The sequence below is a fragment of the Streptomyces sp. NPDC044106 genome (assembly GCF_056433985.1).
Genome location: NZ_JBWKFZ010000004.1, coordinates 301,208 through 320,753, shown reverse-complemented (window position 1 = coordinate 320,753; position 19,546 = coordinate 301,208). Strand labels below are relative to the sequence as shown.

15 protein-coding genes are annotated in these 19,546 nt (G+C 71.5%); 9 read left to right on the top strand and 6 right to left on the bottom strand.

Going from position 1 to position 19,546, the window contains the following annotated elements; translation table 11 throughout:
* Nucleotides 1–351 precede the first annotated feature (351 nt).
* The 5 genes from AC07DI_RS09095 to AC07DI_RS09075 all read left to right on the top strand — a co-directional run bounded on the left by AC07DI_RS09095 (nucleotide 352) and on the right by AC07DI_RS09075 (nucleotide 6,286).
* Nucleotides 352–1,278 (top strand): hypothetical protein, encoded by a 927-nt coding sequence (locus AC07DI_RS09095; RefSeq protein ID WP_478903225.1) that lies wholly within the window; start codon nucleotides 352–354, stop codon nucleotides 1,276–1,278.
* 509 nt (nucleotides 1,279–1,787) lie between these two features.
* A complete protein-coding gene (panD, locus tag AC07DI_RS09090; RefSeq protein ID WP_384247002.1) occupies nucleotides 1,788–2,216 on the top strand; it encodes an aspartate 1-decarboxylase in 429 nt (142 codons plus the stop codon).
* A gap of 136 nt (nucleotides 2,217–2,352) precedes the next feature.
* Nucleotides 2,353–2,994: an aspartate/glutamate racemase family protein gene (locus AC07DI_RS09085; RefSeq protein WP_478903224.1), complete on the top strand. Its 642-nt coding sequence runs from the start codon at nucleotides 2,353–2,355 to the stop codon at nucleotides 2,992–2,994.
* Between the two features lie 855 nt (nucleotides 2,995–3,849).
* Nucleotides 3,850–4,830, top strand: a complete 981-nt coding sequence (locus tag AC07DI_RS09080; RefSeq protein WP_478903222.1) for an acetylxylan esterase — start codon at nucleotides 3,850–3,852, stop codon at nucleotides 4,828–4,830.
* Nucleotides 4,831–4,951: 121 nt separating this feature from the next.
* Nucleotides 4,952–6,286 (top strand): transglycosylase family protein, encoded by a 1,335-nt coding sequence (locus AC07DI_RS09075; RefSeq protein WP_478903220.1) that lies wholly within the window; start codon nucleotides 4,952–4,954, stop codon nucleotides 6,284–6,286.
* A 91-nt stretch (nucleotides 6,287–6,377) separates the two neighbouring features.
* On the opposite strand, the gene AC07DI_RS09070 is transcribed toward AC07DI_RS09075, so the two are convergent.
* A complete protein-coding gene (locus tag AC07DI_RS09070) occupies nucleotides 6,378–7,457 on the bottom strand; it encodes a DMT family transporter (protein WP_478903219.1) in 1,080 nt (359 codons plus the stop codon).
* A 247-nt stretch (nucleotides 7,458–7,704) separates the two neighbouring features.
* Between AC07DI_RS09070 and AC07DI_RS09065 the strand changes: the two genes are divergently transcribed.
* The 3 genes from AC07DI_RS09065 to glgC are packed head-to-tail and all read left to right on the top strand — an operon-like array spanning nucleotide 7,705 to nucleotide 10,897.
* Nucleotides 7,705–8,442, top strand: coding sequence for a (2Fe-2S)-binding protein (locus AC07DI_RS09065; RefSeq protein WP_478903217.1), 738 nt, complete (start codon nucleotides 7,705–7,707; stop codon nucleotides 8,440–8,442).
* A gap of 47 nt (nucleotides 8,443–8,489) precedes the next feature.
* Complete coding sequence (gene glgA, locus AC07DI_RS09060) at nucleotides 8,490–9,656, top strand: glycogen synthase (RefSeq protein ID WP_478903215.1); 1,167 nt, start codon at nucleotides 8,490–8,492, stop codon at nucleotides 9,654–9,656.
* A 20-nt stretch (nucleotides 9,657–9,676) separates the two neighbouring features.
* Nucleotides 9,677–10,897: a glucose-1-phosphate adenylyltransferase gene (glgC, locus tag AC07DI_RS09055; RefSeq protein ID WP_478903213.1), complete on the top strand. Its 1,221-nt coding sequence runs from the start codon at nucleotides 9,677–9,679 to the stop codon at nucleotides 10,895–10,897.
* Between the two features lie 9 nt (nucleotides 10,898–10,906).
* Here glgC and AC07DI_RS09050 read toward each other — a convergent pair whose 3' ends face one another.
* From AC07DI_RS09050 to AC07DI_RS09030, 5 genes are all read right to left on the bottom strand, one after another.
* A complete protein-coding gene (locus AC07DI_RS09050; RefSeq protein ID WP_478903458.1) occupies nucleotides 10,907–11,905 on the bottom strand; it encodes an ABC transporter permease in 999 nt (332 codons plus the stop codon).
* 29 nt (nucleotides 11,906–11,934) lie between these two features.
* Nucleotides 11,935–12,813 (bottom strand): ABC transporter permease, encoded by an 879-nt coding sequence (locus AC07DI_RS09045; RefSeq protein ID WP_478903456.1) that lies wholly within the window; start codon nucleotides 12,811–12,813, stop codon nucleotides 11,935–11,937.
* A 118-nt stretch (nucleotides 12,814–12,931) separates the two neighbouring features.
* Nucleotides 12,932–14,455, bottom strand: a complete 1,524-nt coding sequence (locus AC07DI_RS09040; RefSeq protein WP_478903212.1) for a sugar ABC transporter ATP-binding protein — start codon at nucleotides 14,453–14,455, stop codon at nucleotides 12,932–12,934.
* A 1-nt stretch (nucleotide 14,456) separates the two neighbouring features.
* The gene (locus tag AC07DI_RS09035) at nucleotides 14,457–15,560 is read right to left on the bottom strand and encodes an ABC transporter substrate-binding protein (RefSeq protein ID WP_478903210.1); all 1,104 of its coding nucleotides are present in this window, start codon (nucleotides 15,558–15,560) and stop codon (nucleotides 14,457–14,459) included.
* Between the two features lie 167 nt (nucleotides 15,561–15,727).
* Nucleotides 15,728–16,741, bottom strand: a complete 1,014-nt coding sequence (locus AC07DI_RS09030; protein WP_384246973.1) for a LacI family DNA-binding transcriptional regulator — start codon at nucleotides 16,739–16,741, stop codon at nucleotides 15,728–15,730.
* Between the two features lie 172 nt (nucleotides 16,742–16,913).
* On the opposite strand from AC07DI_RS09030, the gene AC07DI_RS09025 reads away from it, so the two are divergent.
* A complete protein-coding gene (locus AC07DI_RS09025; protein ID WP_478903209.1) occupies nucleotides 16,914–19,544 on the top strand; it encodes a PA14 domain-containing protein in 2,631 nt (876 codons plus the stop codon).
* The last annotated feature ends 2 nt before the right edge of the window (nucleotides 19,545–19,546 follow it).

Sequence of the window (19,546 nt, the reverse complement as noted above, 5' to 3'; positions counted from 1 at the left end):
CCCGTCAAAGACGGGGGCCGCATATGCCGGGACCCGCGTGGATTCGGCCAACTCTGTGCACGCCGGGTAGCGCAACAGCGAATATCTGTAAACGAAATTTCAAGGGGACTTTTTCTCCTGCAGTTGGCGTACCGCTCCATCGGGTGATTGTCGAAGGAAATCGGGCACCTTGTTCCATTACAAATATCTGGACATGCGTGTCGTATGGAAGTAGCGCGTAATTCTCGGACGGCCGCACGGCGTGCGGCACGGAAAAGTGTTCGAGGGAAATTACTCCTTTTTGGGTGTCGTGCCAGCCTGATTTCGCGCCTCGGATCGACCCTTGCTTCACCCGAGCCAGAGGAACACACCGTGAACAGGAAACAGACCACCGCTCTCCTCGCCCTCCCGAGTCTCTTCGCCGGCGCGGCACTCTTCCTCGGCACCCCTGCCGGGGCCTCTGCCCTGGCCTGTACCGCAGGCGCTGCGGGCGTTGCGGGTGCCAACGGCAGCGCCGCCCACCCCGCGGGTTTCCCTGGTACCGCGGGCGGTGCTGCGACCGGAACGGGCAACTGCGCGGGCGGTGCCGGCGGCCCCGGCGGCAACGGCTTCGCCGCTGGGGTCGGCGGTGCGGGCGGCAATGGCGGGATCGGCGTGGGCAGCGGATCCGGCGGTGCAGGTGCCACTGGTGGCACTGGCGGCTCCAGCGGTGCGGCGGGCGGTAACGGTGGCACCGGTGCCACCGGCGGCCTCAACGGCGCCGGTGGCGCGGGTGGTGCGGGCGGTGCGGGCACCAACGTCAGTGCGGGCGGCATCGGAGGTGCCGGCGGGAACTCCGGTGCCAGTGCCGGAGCCGGCGGCAAAGGCGGCCTGGGTGGCGTCGGTGGATCGACCGGTGGCGCGGGCGGCAACGCCGGCAACGGCGGCATCGGCCACGGCGGCGGCACGGGCGGTAACGGCGGCGCGGGCGGCACCAACACCTTCGGCAACGGAGGAAAGGGCGGTAATGCCGGAATGGGCGGCAACGGCAGCTCCGGCGGGGCCTACCCCGGTGGTGCCGCGGGCATCGGCGGTGCCGGTGGCGTGAGTTCTGGAGGGATGACCAACTCGGGTGGCAACGGCGGCACCGGCGGCAACGGCGGTGTGAAGTCGGGTGCCAGCGTTGATGGCACCTGCGGGATCGGTGGCGCCGGCGGCAACGCCACGGGGGGCACACTCTTCCATGGCGGGGCCGGTGGAGCCGGCGGAACGTTCGGCGCGGGCAGCCCCTGCGCGAGCGGCGCCAACGGAACACCGTGACCTTGCCCCACCAGGTGCCCGCCTCATCACGCCACCAGGCCGCATGGCGCGGTCTCGGGACGTGACGGTTGAACCCTGACCCCGCCACTGAGAGTCGATGGGCTGACTCTCAGTGGCGGCGTGCACCCAGGACTGGCACCCGTCACCATACTTCCGACCCAGGGGGTGCAGGACTGCGGCATTTTTGCCCCGGCCGATTTCGCATCCCTTCAAGCCAAGTTTGACGCCTCTCTGTAGACCCAGCTCGTGGACATGTTGAGCATCACAGCTACTTCCGTTCTGCTGCACCGTGGTGGAGTGACGGTGATCACGGACACCGTTCGGAGAGCGCTGCGTAGGCTTGCGTAGCCGGGCGGCCGGGTCAGGGAGGTGGGCGAAGCTCAAGCGGTCAGCTTGACTCCTGAAAAGCCTGGGGAAGGCTGCCCGGACTTGCGACTCGTTGTAAGGTAGGTAAACAGCCCTTGACCTGCAAAAACGCAGGCAGGGAGCCTATGTCCAGGAGTGCCTCAATGCTGCGCACCATGTTCAAGTCCAAGATTCATCGCGCCACGGTGACCCAGGCCGACCTGCACTACGTAGGGTCCGTCACCATCGATGCGGATCTTCTCGACGCCGCCGATCTGCTGCCCGGCGAGCTCGTCCACATCGTCGACGTCACCAATGGCGCCCGCCTGGAGACGTACACCATCGAGGGGGAGCGCGGCAGCGGTGTCATCGGCATCAACGGAGCCGCCGCACACCTCGTACACCCCGGCGATAAGGTGATCATCATCAGCTATGCCCAGGTCGAGGACGCCGAGGCGCGGGCGCTGCGGCCGAGGGTCGTCCATGTCGACGAAGCCAATCGGGCGGTAGCCCTCGGGGACGACCCGGGGGAGCCGGTGCCGGGTGATCCGGACATGGCGCGGAGCCCGTCGAGCCGTCGCGTCTCCGCCTGACCTGCCTCCTGGCTCTCCTGCCTCCGCCGCCCTCGCGTACGCGAAGAAGAGTGAGCGGAGAACGATGAGCGGTATCGAGGTGCGTGGCGACCTGGTTCCAGGCGCAGTGGCTGCGGATGCGGTGGCTCCGGGTGCAGTGACCTTGGGCCTCTTGCACACGTCCCCGGTCCACGTGCCCGTCTTCGACGGCCTGCGCGACGCGGCACACCCGGGGCTCGGACTCCGGCACCACGTCGCGGAGGAACTCCTCGCGCGGGCCCGCCGGGAGGGCCCGGACGCGGTCGCCGCCGACGTGCGGGACGCCTTGGTGCGGGCGGCGGAGGAGGGCGCGGGAGCCGTGCTGTGCACCTGTTCCACCATCGGCGGTGTCGCCGAGGCGGCCGGTGCGGACCTGCGGATTCCCGTGGTCCGGGTCGACCGGCCCATGGCCGCGGCGGCCGTCGCGTGCGGGCCCCGTGTCGTCGTACTCGCGGCGGTCGCGTCCACGCTGGGGCCGACCTCGGCGCTGGTCGAGGAGGAGGCCCGGCGGGCCGGGCGGGCTGTCTCGGTGCGGGCCGAGCTGGTCGACGGGGTGTGGGAGAGGTTCGAGGCGGGGGATTCCGAGGGGTACGCGCAGGGGGTGGCCCGGGCGGTGCGTGCCGTGCGGGACGCGGACGCCATCGTGCTGGCGCAGGCCTCCATGGGCGGGGCGGAAGCGCTCGTTGCCAAGGGGCGCGTGCCGGTGCTCTCCAGCCCTCGGGCCGGCCTCGCCGCGGCAGCCGCGCTGGTCGCCGGGTAGCGGGCCCCCGTAGGCGGCGGGATCGCAAGGTAGCGGGCCCCGCAAGGTAGCGGGCTGCCGGGTGTGTGGCCGCGAGTGGCGCGGACGTCGTCGGGAGCACGGCAACGGCGCGGCTCGGCCCCGGCGCCCGCCGCGCGCAACGGCAACCGCACAGCCCCGGCGCACGCCGCGCGCAAGGAACACCGAACCGTGGAAGGCTTGGGCGCGGGGGCGTCGGGTACGCGGGGAGGAGCCGCTGGCGTACCACTGGCTGGAGGAGTGCAATGACCCACCCGTACCCTGATCCCGCACCGGCCCCGGGGCCCGTCAGGCCGTTCCCGGACCCCGACCCCGTGCCGCCGGAGCCGGGCAGGCCCTTCCCCGCCCCGGACCCGGTGCCCAACCCGGAGCCCCGGCCGAGCCCGGCTCCGCCGCCCTCCCCGATCCCTCAGCCGCCGGGCCCCGACCCGGAGCCCGAGCCCCAGCCGGGGCCGATGTGACGGGCGGCCGATCACAGTCCTGAAAGCGGCCCGCCCAAGTCCTGAAAGCGGTCGGCCCAAGCCCTGAAGGCGACCGGCCGAATCCCTGACGATGGCCGGCTCAACCCCTGACGGCCCACCAGCCCCCCCCTGACGTGCCCCGTCCCAACCCCTGACGGCCCACCGGCGCAATCCGGAAGGCCGCCGTCCCAACCCCTGACCGCCCACCGCCCGATGGTTCCGAACAGCGGCGGAGGCGTGGACCCACCGGCACCGGTCCACGCCTCCGCCGCCGACCGTTCCGGGTCCGCTTCCCGGTCTGCCGCGGCCCCCTGCCCGGCCCCGCCCCGCTGGCATAACGTGACCTTTCCGCGCCTTTACGAAGGAGGAGCCGCCTGTGCCCCAATTCGACCTGCCCCTCGACGAACTGCGCCGCTACCGCCCCGACTTGCCCGAGCCGGACGACTTCGACGCCTTCTGGGAGAAGACGTTGCAGGCGGCACGGGAACACGGGCTGGACGCGCGGTTCGAGGAGGTGGAGCTGCCGCTGACGGGTGTACGCGTCTTCGACGTCACATACGCCGGATTCGGGGGCCACCCCGTCAAGGGCTGGCTGGTGCTGCCGTCCGGTGCCGAGGACGGCGAGCCGCTGCCCGCCGTCGTCGAGTACATCGGGTACGGCGGCGGGCGCGGGCTGCCCCACATGCATCTGCTGTGGGCCGCGGCCGGCTACGCGCACTTCGTGATGGACACCCGGGGGCAGGGCAGCGGCGGGTGGGCGCAGGGCGACACGCCGGACCCGGTCGGGAGCGGCCCGTCGTACCCGGGGTTCATGACCCGCGGGATCGAGGACCCGCACGACTACTACTACCGGCGCCTGTACGTGGACGCGGTGCGCGCGGTCGAGGCCGTCCGAAGCCATCCGCTCGTGGACGCCTCGCGGGTCGCCGCGCTCGGCGTCAGCCAGGGCGGTGGCCTCGCCCTCGCGGTCGGCGGGCTCGTGCCGGATCTGGCCGCCGTCGCGGCCGACGTGCCGTTCCTCTGCGACTTCCCGCGGGCGACGACCCTCACGGACCGGCCGCCGTACAGCGAGATCGGGCTGTATCTGAAGGCCCGTCGGGGCGGCCAGGAGCGGGTCTTCGGAACCCTTTCGTACTTCGACTGCGTGCACTTCGCCGCCCGGGGGCGGGCGCCCGCGCTCTTCTCCGCTGCCCTGCAGGACCTGACCTGCCCGCCGTCGACGGTGTTCGCCGCCTTCAACGCGTACGCGGGAAGCGCGCGTTCCATGGAGGTGTACGGCTTCAACGATCACGAGGGAGGCGGCCCCTACCAGCAAGGCATCCAACTGCGGTGGCTGAAGGGGCACTTGAGGAGCTGACTCGCAGAACCTCGGCTCGGCACCGGGCTCTTGTCACGGATTGGTCCGACCGGCTAGCTTGCGGGCTTGTCGGTGTCAGCCGTGCGCGATCCGCGATGACGTGTGTCCGAGGGAGCTCCCAATGGCCGTACGGGGCCGGCACCGCCGGTATCAGCCGAACCGCATCAACCGCGCGTCGCTGACCGTCACGGCGGGCGGCGCCGGCATGGCGCTCCCGCTGACCGTCGCGGGGACCGCGGGCGCGGCCGACGTCGACACCTGGAACAAGGTCGCGGCCTGCGAGTCCGGCAGCAACTGGAGCGTCAACACCGGCAACGGCTTCTACGGCGGCCTCCAGTTCAGGCAGTCCACCTGGGAGGCGTACGGCGGCACGGCCTACGCCCCGCGCGCCGACCGGGCCACCAAGGGCCAGCAGATCTCCGTCGCCGAGAAGGTCCTCGACGCGCAGGGCCCCGGTGCCTGGCCGGTGTGCTCGTCGAAGGCGGGCCTCACTCGGGGCGACGGCACGCCCGATGTGACCCCGGCCCGCGCGCCCGCCAAGCCGGAGCGGGCCCGGCGCGACGTCAAGGACGTCAGGCCCGAGGTGACCCCGCAGTCCACCGCGGGCACCGCCGAGATGTACACGGTCGTCCATGGCGACACCCTCTCCGGGATTGCCGGGGAACGCCGGGTCCGGGGCGGCTGGCAGCAGTTGTACGACGCCAACCGGCGCGTCATCGGGGACGACCCCGACCTGATCACGCCGGGGCAGCGGCTCTCGGTCCACGGGCAGCGGTCTGCGGGGGAGCGCGCCGGGAGCCGGGGGCACGAGCGCGCCTCCGACCGAGCGGATCACCGGTCCGCGACGCGGGCCCGCCAGCAGGCGGCGGAGAAGAAGGCCGCGCAGGAGAAGGCCGCGCGGGAGAAGGCAGCCGAACGGAGAGTGGCTGAGCGGAAGGCGGCCGAGAAGAAGGCCGCCGAGCGGAAGGCGGCAGAGAAAGCAGCCGCCGAGAAGAAGCGCCAGAAACCGCACTCCTCGAAGCCCTCCGCGCCCCGGCCCGACCACGCCACTCCCGGCGCCGTCGCCCCCGTCGGCGCCTCGCCCAGCACCCCTTACCGTGCGGCGGGCGGTTCCTGGTCGAAGGGGTATCACACGGGCGTCGACTTCCCCGTGTCCACCGGGACGTCCGTGAAGTCCGTCGCCGCCGGCCGGGTCGTCTCCGCGGGGTGGGGCGGCAGCTACGGCTACCAGGTGGTCATCCGCCACGCCGACGGGAAGTACAGCCAGTACGGCCACCTGTCGGCGCTCTCCGTGCGGGCCGGACAGCAGGTCGGCGCCGGACAGCGCATCGCGAGGTCCGGGTCCACGGGCAACAGCACGGGCCCGCATCTGCACTTCGAGGTGCGGACGGGGCCCGGTTTCGGTTCCGATGTCGATCCGCTCGCCTACCTGCGGGCACGCGGCGTACGGATCTGAGCGCCCCCCGCTTCGGACGCTCCCCAACCCGCACGCTCCCTGACCCGGAAATCCTCCGGCCCGGACGCCCTCCGCCTCAGCGGCCCTCCGGTCAGGACACCATCCGCTCGCGGCGGCTCGGCGGTCGCGGTCGGCTCCTGCGGTGCGCGACCGGTGCCTGCTGGGTCGGCACCCAAGGCAACACGTCCGCGGCGGCACGGGCCACGGGCCCGTCCGCCGCGTCGGAGGCGGCCTCCGACTCCGCTCCCGACCCCGGCCGGGGACCAGGCTGCCGGGCGGACGGTGACGGTCCGCCCCGTGCCACCTGACGGCCCTCGCCCACCGCCACGGTCGACGTCTCCCGCGCGATCCGCTCGGTCGTCAGCAGGACCAGGCCACTCGCCGCGACGACTCCGCAGACCAGCGCCAGGACGGTACCCGCGGCGCCGTGGCGGAAGGATTCTCCGAACAGGGTCAGGCCGACCGCGGCCGCCGCCACCGGGTTCACGACGGTCACCGTGGCCAGCGGGGCCGCGAGGCCCGCGCCCCGGTACGAGGCCTGCGAGAGCAGGACACCGGCCGCCGCGAGCACCGCGATCGCCCCGAGGGTCGGAAGCTGCTCAAGGAGTGCGACGTCGCGGTCCCAGTCCACCGCCACCGTCTTCGTGAACACCGACGCGATGCCGAAGGCCCCACCGGCCGCACAGGCCAGGAGCACGCTGCGCATCACCGGGTGCCGGTGCGCCGCGTGCGCAGCGACCATCAGCGCGAGGACCCCGCAGCCCGTCGCCATGGCGAGCATGAGGCGCTCGGCCTCGGCCAGGGACTGCGAGTCGGACGACGAGGTGAGCGAGAGCAGCCCGGCGAGGCCCACCGTCGCCAGGAGCGCGCCCCGCCAGGCGGTGGCCCCGGCCCGGCGCCGTACGAACACGGCGGCCATCGGCAGGGCGAACACGATGGTCAGCGCGCCGAGCGGCTGCACCAGGCTGAGCGGACCGTAGGCGAGCGCCACCACGTGCAGCAGGGCGCCCAGGCCGTTCAGGGCGATCCCCGTCCACCAGGCGCCCCGGCGCAGCGGCGCGTACCCCTGGCCCGCCGACGTCGCCGCCACGCGCTCCTGGAGGATCGCGCCGCCGGCGTACGCCACGGCTGAGACGAGGGAGAGCAGCACGGACAGCGCCAGAGCACTCATGAGGTGCTCCGCGCGGCGCGGTGCGTCCGGTGATCCCGGTCTGGCGAACGGTCTGCTTCCATAGTGACAACGATGACTCCGAAATCCCTCCGAGTCGTCGTACCTGAGCAGGCAATTGGTCCTACTGCCGATGGAGTACGACCTTTCCCGTGTCCTCCTGAAGAGGGGTTACCTCCTGGGCGCGGAGAGTGACCCCGATGCTCACCCCGGGCTCGGCCGGCATCCCGGGATTTGCTGTACTGCTGTCGTGACCACCCTCATCGACCTGGCAGAACTCGGCTCCGTCGGCGGATTCTTCGCTCTGGGCCGAGCCCCGGCGCACGACGGGAGCGCCCGGCCCCTCGCGCAGGCGTACGCGGCGCCCCGGGCCGGCGCCCACGATCCGCTCGGCTTCCGCGTCGACAAGGTCGCGCGGCGGCTCGGTGTCCCCGAGGACCGTGTCGCGGTGTCCGTGGCCCAGCTCGGGCTCGCCGCCCGGCTCTGGTCGATCGCCCTCGGCTCCGCCGCGCTGTACGGGCGGGTGCCCGACCTCGACCCCGCGCTGCTGCGCTGGGACGCCGACGGCGCCTCGCCCGACGACCTGTGGCTGAGCGACGTACGACCGCTGCCCGGCGATGCCGGGACCCTCAGGGACGTCGTGCAGTACGGCCATCTGGCGCCGCTCGCCGGCGCGTTGCGGGCCCGGTACCGGATCTCCGCCGGGCTGCTGTGGGGCAACGCGGGCTCCGCGCTCGCGGGCGCCGCGCGCGAACTGCACGGCTGGGCGGCGCGTTCGGGACGCGCGGACGTCGGGGAGCGGGCCATGGAGCTGGCCGCCGAACTCCTCGACCACCCGGAGCTGCGCGGCACCGGCACCCTGCGCGGCACCGCCTTCCGGCGTCGCAGCTGCTGCCTCTACTACCGGTGCCCCGGCGGCGGGCTGTGCGGCGACTGCTGCTTCGAACGCCCGCCGCAGCGGTCTTCCCCCGAGGCCCCGTCTGGGTGACCATGAGGTGGCGCGGCCGGCATCGGACGGACGACGGAGGGTGCTACGTGAAGGTGGGCCTGCTCACCCGGGAGTATCCGCCGGACGTCTACGGCGGAGCGGGCGTCCATGTCGAGTTCCTCGCGCGGGAGTTGCGCCCCCTCGTCGACCTCGACGTGCACTGCTGGGGGGACGGCGCGTCCGACGGCCTGGTGCGGCACGGCGCGTGGCCCGCGCTCGACGGCGCCAACGACGCGCTGCGCACCTTCTCCGTCGACCTCTCCATGGCGGCGGCCCTCGCGGGCCGCGATCTGATCCACTCCCACACCTGGTACGCCGGTCTCGCGGGCCACGTCGGCAAGCTGCTGCACGGCATACCGCACGTGATGACCTCACACTCCCTGGAGCCGCTGCGCCCCTGGAAGGCCGAGCAACTGGGCGGCGGATACGCCCTTTCCAGTTGGGCCGAGCGCACCGCGGCCGAGTCCGCCGACGGGATCATCGCGGTGTCCGGCGCGATGCGCGAGGACATCCTCACCTGCTACCCGGCCGTTCACCCGGCCAGGGTCCACGTGGTGCACAACGGCATCGACACCGAGCTGTACCGCCCCGACCCCCGCACCGACGTCCTGGAACGGCTCGGCATCGACCCCGGGCGCCCGTACGTCCTCTTCGTCGGACGCATCACCCGGCAGAAGGGTGTGCCCCATCTGCTGCGCGCCGCACGACGGCTGGACCGGGGCGTCCAGCTCGTCCTCTGCGCGGGAGCGCCGGACACTCCCGGGATCGACCTCGAATTCCGCACCCTCTTCGAGGAGCTGAGCCGCGCCCGCGCGGGCGTCCAGTGGATCCCCGAGATGCTCCCGCGCCCGGAGATCGTCCAACTCCTCACCCACGCCGCGGTGTTCGTCTGCCCTTCTGTGTACGAGCCGCTCGGCATCGTCAATCTGGAAGCGATGGCATGCGGCACGGCCGTCGTCGCCTCACGGGTCGGCGGCATCCCGGAGGTGGTGAGCGACGGGACGACGGGGTTGCTCGTCCCGTACAAGGAGAGCGACCCGGAAGGCTTCGAGCACGATCTCGGGCTGCTCCTGAGCAGGCTCGCCACCGACCCGGAGCGGGCCGGTGCGATGGGCACGGCCGGGCGTCACCGCGTGCTCAGGGAGTTCGGCTGGGACGCGGTCGCCCGGCGCACCGTTGATGTGTACGAGGAGATCCTGCACACCGACAGATAGCCGACAAGTAGGGGGCTGGGATGCGCGGTGGACCTTCGGTGCTCGGAATCGTGCTCGCCGGCGGGGAAGGGAAGCGGATGATGCCGCTCACCGCCGACCGCGCCAAACCGGCCGTCACCTTCGGCGGCACCTACCGCCTCGTCGACTTCGTGCTCTCCAACCTCGTGAACGCCGACATCCTGCGCATCTGCGTCCTCACCCAGTACAAGTCGCACTCCCTGGACCGGCACGTGTCGACGACCTGGCGCATGTCGTCCCTCCTCGGCAACTACGTCACCCCGGTGCCCGCCCAGCAACGCCTGGGCCCGCGCTGGTACTTGGGCAGCGCCGACGCCATCCTGCAGTCGCTCAACCTCGTCCACGACGAACAGCCCGACTACATCGCGGTGTTCGGCGCCGACCACGTCTACCGCATGGACGCCAGACACATGCTCCAGCAGCACGTCGAGAACGGCGCCGCGGTGACCGTGGCCGGGATCAGGGTGCCGCGCTCCGAGGCGTCGTCGTTCGGCGTCATCACGCCCGCCCGCGACGGGGTGAAGGTCGACCGCTTCCTGGAGAAGCCGGCCGACCCGCCCGGCCTGCCGGGCGCCCCCCACCAGGTCTACGCCTCGATGGGAAACTACCTCTTCACCACCAAGACACTCGTCGACGCCCTCCAGCAGGACGCCGAGGACGAGGAGTCCGCGCACGACATGGGCGGCTCCATCCTGCCCCTGCTCACCGAGCGCGGCATGGCCCAGGTGTACGACTTCGACGGCAACCACGTCCCTGGCGAGACCCCGCGTGACCACGGCTACTGGCGCGACGTCGGCACCCTCGACTCGTACTACGAAGCCCACATGGACCTGATCTCCGACCACCCCGTCTTCAACCTCGACAACCGGCGCTGGCCCATCTACACCCACTCCGCCGGTCTGCCGCCCGCCAAGTTCTGCGCGGGCGGCATCGCGGGGGAGTCGATCGTCAGCCCCGGCTGCGTCATCCGCGGTCAGGTCACCCGGTCCGTCCTCTCGCCCGGTGTGACCGTCGAGGAGGGCGCGGTCGTCCAGGGCTCCGTACTGCACGACAACGTACGGATCGGCCGTGGCGCCGTGGTGCGAGGCGCCATCCTCGACAAGAACGTCGACGTACCGCCGGGCGCCACGATCGGCGTCAACCCCGAGCGGGACGAGGAGCTGTACACGGTGTCGAGGGGCGGCGTGATCGCGCTGGGCAAGGGCCAGATCGTACCGGTGTGAACACGGGGGTCACAGCACCTGGCGCCTGCGCCCCAGCCACGTCTGCGCGATCACCACCACCGCCAGGAAGGCGCCGCTCACCACCTGCTGGTAGGCCGAGTCGAGCGAGCCGATCTGGTTGATGACGTTCTGGATCACCTTCAGGAGCAGCACGCCGACCAGCGATCCGCTGATGAAGCCGAACCCGCCGGAGAGCAGCGTGCCGCCGATGACGACCGCGGAGATCGCCTCCAGCTCCATGCCGGAGCCGAGGATCGTCACCCCGGAGACCAGCCAGGCCGCGTTGAGGGCTCCGGCCAGCCCCGCGCAGAGGCCCGAGACCGTATAGACGGCGATCTTCGTACGGGCCACCGGCGCGCCCATCAGCGCCGCCGCGTCCTCGTTGCCGCCGACCGCGTACACGTACTGGCCGAAGCGGGTGCGGCGCAGCACGACGGCGCCCGCGACGAACAGGGCGACCGTGATCCACACGGGCGCGCCGACGCCGAGCACCTTGCCCTGGCCGAGCGTCGCGAAGAACGTGTCCTTGTCGACGAGGTACGTCCTTGAGCCCTCGTCCGTGACCGACAGGAGGATGCCGCGCGCGCCCAGCATCGCCGCGAGCGTCACGATGAACGGCGCGAGCCGGGAGCGGGCGATCAGCACGCCGTTGACCAGGCCGATCAGCCCGCACACGGCGAGCGGCAGGAGCAGCGCCACCGCCGTGCCGTACCGCGAGCCCCAGGCGGCGAGGACCCCGCCGAGGGCGAACAGCGAACCGACCGACAGGTCGATGCCGCCGGTGACGATGACGAACGTCATGCCGAGCGCGACCACCGCGAGGAACGCGGAGGACAGCGTCATGTTCTGGAGGTTGTCGCCGGTCAGAAACGTGTCGAAGCCGGCCGACGCGGCCACCGCGGCGACGATCAGGGTGACGAGTGCGCCGTGCCGCTGGGCCAGCGCACTCAGCCGCTCGGAGCGGGAGGGGCCGACGGCCTGCTCTTCTTCCTGGGCGGCCTGGCTCATGGGGTCCGCCGGACTCTTCGTGCCGGTGGTCATCGCTTGCCCCTCTCGCGTGCCGCGTAGACCGCGAGGATGATCACCACGGCCTGGGCGATCTGCGTCCACGACGGCGGCAGGTCGTGCTTGATGAGGGTGGCCGTGAGCAGCTGGATCAGTACGGCGCCCGCCACGGTGCCGCCGATCCGGACGCGCCCGCCACTGAGCGGTGTGCCGCCGACCACCACGGCGGTGATCGCGGAGAGCTCCATCAGATTGCCGAGCGAGGTCGGGTCGCTGGCGCTCAGGCGCGCCGTCGCGAGGACGCCGGCGAGCGCCGCGAGAGCGCCCGATATGACGTAGACGACGATGAGTACGCGGCGCACGGGCAGGCCCGCGAGCAGTGCGGCCGGGCGGCTGTCGCCGATGGCCAGGAGCTGCCGGCCGAACGTGGTGCGCCGTACGACGAAGGCGACGAGCAGCGCGAGGGCCGCCGCGATCAGCACCAGGTAGGGGATGCCGATCACGTCGCCCGAGCCGAGCGAGGCCATGGTCGGGTCGCGTACGTCCTTGAGCTGGGGGAGAAGGACCAGGGCGAGGCCCCGGCCCGCGACCATCAGGGCGAGCGTCGCCACGATGGGCTGGACGCCGATGAAGGCGACGAGTGAACCGTTCGCCGCGCCGACGGCCATGCCACCGAGCACCGCCACGATCAGGGCGATCCACATCCCGTAGCCGAGGTAGAGCGAGATCAGGGAGGTGGAGAGGGCCATCACCGAGCCGACGGAGAGGTCGACGCCCTCGGTGCCGATCGCGAGGGCCATGCCGAGCGCCACGACGAGGACGGGGGCGACCTGGACGGCCTGGGTGCGGAAGTTCTCGCCGGAGAGGAAGTGCGGGGTGAAGAGGATGTTGACGAGGAGGAGGACGGCCACGCCGAGGTAGACGCCGTACTCCTGGAGGAGGCGGAGCGCGCGTTCCCGGTCGCGGGGGACGACCGTGCTGCCGTCCGGGCCGGGGCCCGCCGGGACGGCGAGCGCGGTGGGGGAGGGGTCACTCACCGCGGCCTCCGGTGGTGGCCCGCGGGGTGGCTATGGCGCGAAGCAGGCGGTCCTCGGTGACGTCGGCGCCGGTGAGTTCCTCCACCACGGCGCCGTCCTTGAGGACGACGACCCGGTCCGAGCCCTCGATGAGCTCCTCCATGTCCGAGGAGATCAGCAGGACGCCGAGGCCGTCCGCCGCCAACTCGTCTATCAGGCCCTGCACTTCGGCCTTGGCGCCGACGTCGATGCCGCGGGTGGGCTCGTCGAGCAGGAGGACTTTCGGGTGCATCGCGAGCCAGCGGGCGAGCAGTACCTTCTGCTGGTTGCCGCCGGAGAGCTCGCCGACCTTCTGGTGCGGTCCCGACGCCTTGATGCGCAGCCGCTTCATGAAGGTGTCCACGATCGCGTCGATGCGGTCCTCGTGCACCAGGCCGAAGCGGGAGAGGCGGGGGAGCGCGGCCAGGGCGATGTTCTCGCGGACCGAGAGGCCGGGGACGATGCCCTCCGCCTTGCGGTCCTCGGGGAGCAGGCTGATGCCGGCGCGGATGGCGGCCGGGGTCGAGCCGGTGCGGATCCGTGCGCCCGCGACGACGACGCGCCCGGAGCCGGGAGGCAGTGCGCCGGCGATGGCCTTCGCCGTCTCGCTGCGGCCCGAGCCGAGCAGCCCGCCGAGGCCCACGACCTCGCCGGGCCGGATGGCGACGGAGACACCGTGCAGACGGTGACGCACAGTCAACTCGGTTGCCCGCAGGACCGGTTCCTCGGCCGCCCCGTGGTCGCCCGTGAAGCGGGTGAGTCCCTCGTCCCGCACGGTCTCGATCTCCCGGCCCAGCATCAGTGCCACCAGACGCAGCCGGTCGAGTTCGGCCAGCGGTCCCGTGTGCACCACCTTGCCGTCGCGCAGCACGGTGACGGTGTCGCACACCTCGTACAGCTCGTCCAGGCGGTGGCTGACGTAGATCACCGCGATGCCGCGCTCGCGCAGCATGCGGATCACGCCGAACAGGGTGCGGACTTCACGGGGTTCGAGGGACGACGTCGGCTCGTCCATCACGACGACGCGCGCGTCGACCGAGACCGCGCGGGCCAGGGCCACCATCTGCTGCGTTCCGACGCCGAGTTCGCGCAGGGGGCGGCGTACGTCGACGCGGACACCGAGGCCCCGCAGCGCCTCGTCGGCCTCGCGGTGCATCCGCCGGAAGTCGATCAGACCGAGGTGGCCGCGCGGTTCGCGGCCCAGGAAGAGGTTGCGGGCCACGCTCATCAGGGGGACGAGGTTGACCTCCTGGTAGATGGTGGAGATGCCCGCGTGCTGCGCTTCGAGCGGGGTGGCGAAGCGGACCGGACGGCCGTCGTACACCAGCTCACCCGCGTCCGGCCGGTACACCCCCGTCAGGACCTTGATGAGGGTGGACTTGCCCGCGCCGTTCTCACCGATCAGTGCGTGCACCTCGCCCGCGTGGGCGGTGAAGTCGACCGCGTCCAGGGCGCGCACGCCGGGGAACGTCTTGGTCAGGCCGGTCACCGACAGCACGTCAGTACGCCTTGCCGAGATCGGACTCGGCGTTCTTCTCGGTGTACGCGTCGTCCTTGATGACGATCGACCGCGCCACCTTCTCGCCCTTGGTGAAGGCGTCCAGGGTCTTGAGGGCGAGGGGGCCGAAGCGCGGGTTGGACTCGACCACACCGTCGATCCAGCCGTCGACGATGCCCCGCACGGCGCCCTTCGTGCCGTCGATCGTCACGATCTTCACGTCACCGGCCTTCTTGCCGGCGCCCTTGAGGGCGTTGACGGCGCCGAGGCCCATCTCGTCGTTCTCGGCGTAGATCCCGGTGATGTCGGGCTTGGACTGGATGAGCTGCTCGGTGACCTGCTGGCCCTTCTCGCGGGCGAACTCGCCGGTCTGCTTGAAGACGACCTTCAGCTCCGGGGCCTTCTCCTTGATGCGGTCCTCGAAGCCCTTGGTGCGCTCGGTCGTGACGTTGTTGCCCGCGGCGCCGAGCAGGATGGCGATCTTGCCCTTGCCGCCCGTCGTCTCGATCATCCGGTCCGCGGCCCGCCTGCCCTGTGCGACGAAGTCGGAGCCGATGTAGCTCACGTAGTCCTTGCAGGCGGTCGCGTTGATCTTGCGGTCGATGGTGACGATCGGGATGTGCTTGGCGCCCGCGGCGCGCAGCACCGGCTCCCAGCCGTCGGAGTTGAGCGGCGCGACGACGAGGAGGTCGGCGCCCTTGGCGATGAGGTCCTGCACGTCGCTGATCTGCTTGGAGAACTGCGACTGGGCGTTGGCGGTGAGGAGCTCGACACCGCGCTTCTTCGCCTCGGCCCGCATGGAGGCCGTCTCCGCGATGCGGAAGGGGTTGGCCTCCTTCTCGGACTGGGAGAAGCCGACGGTCGCCTTCTTCAGGTCCAGCTTCTCGCCGCCGTACGCGTCGATCCCGCAGGTCTTGCCGCCGCCCTCGCCCGGGGACGCGACCTCCTGCCCGGCGTCGCCCCGGCCCTGCGACGCGGAACCGCCCCCGTCGGACGAGTCGTCCTCGGACTTCGCGCAGCCCGCGGTGAAGACCAGGCCCGCGGCGAGGCCGACGGCGGCAAGGGTCCTGGCTGAGGTACGGCTGAGGAGTGTGGTCGGCTTCATTGAGGTCCCCAAACGGCACGGCCCCGGCACTGAGAGCGCTCACGGGAGAGACGGCACTGGCGGTCAACTCGGCGGTACGGGGGAGGTTTTACATCGTTGAAAGAGGGCTGTAAACCCTCCGCGCACTCTTCGCCGACCGGTGCAGGCCGCCCGGGCGCGGCTTCGGATCACCGGCGGCCGAGCGTGCTCTCCCGCTCAAGCAGCCGGAAATCCGCGGTGAGTTCGCGCCCGCAGGACTCTTCCGGATGGGCCAGGCTGTGCAGCAGCGACTCGACCGCGAGCCGCGCGATGGCCTGCTTGTCCGGCGCCACCGTGGTGAGCGTGACGGCTCCGAACTGCCCCTCGGCGATGTCGTCGAAGCCGACCACCGCGACGTCCCACGGCACGCGCAGACCGCGCTCGTGCAGGACGCGCATCGCGCCGATCGCCACCAGGTCGTTGTACGCGAACACCGCGTCGGGCCGCACCCCGGCGTCCAGCATCCGTGCCATCGCCCTGGCGCCGTCCCACCGGTCCCAGCCGCCGACCGGGCCCACCAGGCTCTCGGGCGCCGCGATCCCGGCCGCCGTCAGTTCCTCGCGCCAGCCGGCGAGGCGCAGGTGGGCGGGGCGGTTCGCGGAGTCGGTACGGGCGCCGAGGAACGCGATGGTGGTGCGCCCGCGGCCGATGAGGTGGCGCACCGCGGCCCGGCTCGCCGCGACGTTGTCGATCGCGATGTGGTCGTAGGGCAGGTCGTACTCGCGCTCGCCGAGCAGCACGAGCGGTACGTCGTCCTCGCGCCCGCGCAGGTCCTCCGCCTCCAGCTCGATCGGGCTGAGGATCAGGCCGTCGATCACCCGGGCCCGGAACCCCTGGCTGACAAGCACCTCCTGTTCGCGCTCGCCCCGCGTGTGATCCAGGAGCACGGTGAACTCGTGCTCGGCCGCGGCGTCGATGACGGCGCCCGCGAGTTCGGCGAAGTAGGGGTTGCCCAGCTCGGGGACGGCGAGCGCGATGATCCCGGTACGCCCCTTCCTGAGGTGGCGGGCCGTCAGGTTGGGGCGGTAGCCGAGTTCGTCGATGGCCTCCTGCACGCGGGCCCGCATCGCCGGGGTGACGTGCTGATACTTGTTCACCACGTTCGAGACGGTCTTGATCGAGACGCCCGCCCGCTCCGCGACGTCCCTAAGGCTTACCCGCACTGCTTCTCCCTGCGTCGGTGGCCGCCCCGGCCGTCCGGGGCGTCTGCCGGGACCCTGGACAGCGCGCCGGGGGGCGTGCTGTCATGCCAACTGCCGTTCCTTCCAACGTTGTACAGATTCGTTGTACAGACTGCAGCGACGAGCCGCCACCCTTCCTCACCAAGGAGGATCCGTGCGCATCAGAAGACATCCCGGACGCCCCGGACGACTCGGCCGACACCTCGCCCTGCTGCTCGCAGGGGCCCTCGGCATCGCCGGGCTGACCTCGGCCCCCGCCGCGACCGCCGACGACGATCCAGCCGAGATCCACGGGCTCAAGGGCGAGTACTTCACCCAGTCCGCCCCCGGCGCCTTCGACTTCGACGAGCTGAAGGCCACAGGCCTCGACCCGAACATCGACTTCGGCAACCTGGAGCCCCGGCTCAAGGCCACCACCGGTCAGGCCGACGACGTCAGCGTCCGCTGGACCGGCCGGATCGTGCCCGAGAAGACCGGCGCCACCACCTTCTCGATGATCGGCGACAACGGCTTCCGCCTCTGGGTCGACGGCAAGCTCGCCATCGACCACTGGCAGGACGACTGGGACAAGGAACAGACGTCCCCGGGCGTCGAGTTGACGGCCGGTAAGGCGTACGACATCAAGGTCGAGTACTTCGAGCACTACGGCGGCTCCAACCTGCGCCTGAAGTGGACGCAGCCCGGCGGCGAGAAGAAGGCCGTCCCGCGCTCCGCCCTGCGCATCCCCGCCGACTTCGACTACGACGGCGCCATCGACGCCACCGTGCTGAAGGACGGCCGCAGCCTCAAGCTCGACTTCGCCCAGCCGCTCGCCGCCCCGCCCGCCGGCCTCACCGGCCACCTCGACGCCGTCATCGGCGGCGCCACGTGGCCCCTGGAAAGCGTCAAGCCCGACCCGGCCGACCACCGCAGCCTGCTCGTCGGCCTGAAGGAACCCGTCGTCGGCAAGAAGGGCGGCGACGCTCCCGGCCTCGCCGACATCCGCTACGACGGCAAGGGCGGCCTGAACGGCACGGACGGTGCCGCCGTCGGCCAGTTCTGGACCAGCGGCCCCAACCACTCCGAGTACGAGCTGCGCACCACATGGGCCGACGACGTCACGCCCGGCAACGCGCACCGCGAGTACCCCCGGCCGCAGTTGAAGCGGACCGACTGGCAGAACCTCAACGGCTCCTGGCAGTTCGCCGCCGCCGAGGCGGGCCAGAAGCCCCCGGTCGGCAAGAAGCTCAAGGAGAAGATCCTCGTCCCCTACCCCGTGGAGTCCCAGCTCTCCGGAGTCGAACGGCACGAGGACCGCATGTGGTACCGCCGCACCTTCACCGTCCCCAAGGACTGGCGGGTCGGCCACGGCAAGCGGCTCCGCCTCAACTTCGGCGCCGTCGACTGGCAGTCCGAGATCTACGTCAACGGCACGAAGGTCACCGAACACCAGGGCGGCTACGACAAGTTCAGCGCCGACATCACCGACGCGCTGAAGCCGGGCCGCACCCAGGAACTCATCGTCGGCGTGTACGACCCGACCGACGCGGAGGACGGCGCGAACCCGCCCGTCGGCAAGCAGCGCCTGGACCCCAGCGGCATCTGGTACACCCCGTCCTCCGGCATCTGGCAGACCGTGTGGATGGAGCCGGTCGCCGCCGACCACGCCGACTCCCTGAAGATCACGCCTGATGTGCAGGGCAAGCGTGTCACCGTCGAGGCGAAGGGCGTGCGCGACGGCGTGCCGGTCACTGCCGCCGCGTACGCGGGGCGCAAGAAGGTCGCGGAGGTCAGCGGGCGCACCGGAAAGCCGCTGACGCTCAGGATCAACGACCCGCGCCTGTGGTCGCCGGACGACCCCTTCCTCTACGACCTGGAGGTGCGGGTCGGCGACGATCGTCTCACCAGCTACTTCGGGATGCGCTCCATCGCCGTCGAGAAGGTGAACGGCATTCCGCGCACCCTGCTGAACGGCAAGCCCGCCTTCCTCATGGCCACGCTCGACCAGGGCTTCTGGCCGGACGGCCTGCACACCGCGCCGAGCGACGAGGCGCTCGCGTACGACCTGAAGATGCACAAGGCCATGGGCTTCAACTCGGTCCGCAAGCACATCAAGGTCGAGCCCGACCGGTGGTTCTACTGGGCCGACAGGCTCGGGCTGCTCGTCTGGCAGGACATGCCCGCGATGGAGGCCGGGCGCACCCCGGACGCCGCCGCCCGCGCCCAGTACGAGCGCGAGATGAAGCAGATGATCGACGAGCACTCCAGCAGCCCCTCGGTCGTCATGTGGGTCACCTTCAACGAAGGATGGGGCCAGTACGACGTGGGCCGCATCGCCGAACAGGCGAAGGCCTGGGACCCCACGCGCCTGGTCAACAACATGTCGGGCCTGAACCTCGGGGCCGACGGAGGCGCCGGCGACATCATGGACGAGCACGGCTACCCCAGCCCGGCACTCCCGCCGCGCCCCGATGGCCGACGGGCCCTGGTGAGCGGCGAGTACGGCGGACTCGGCCTCGCGGTGCCCGGCCACGCCTGGGCCGTGCAGCAGAGCTACGTCGACGTGGACCCGGCGACGTACACCGACGACTACATCGCCAAGCTCCACGACGTGCGCGCGCTCGCCTGCAAGGGGAACAACGGCGCCGTCTACACTCAGATCACCGATGTGGAGGGCGAGTTGAACGGCCTGATCACCTATGACCGCAAGGTCGTCAAGCCGGACGTGCGGCGGGTGAAGGCGGCGCACGAAGCGCTGATCCGTGACGCCTCACAGGCCACGGTCCCGGGCTGCCCCGGCTCCTGAGG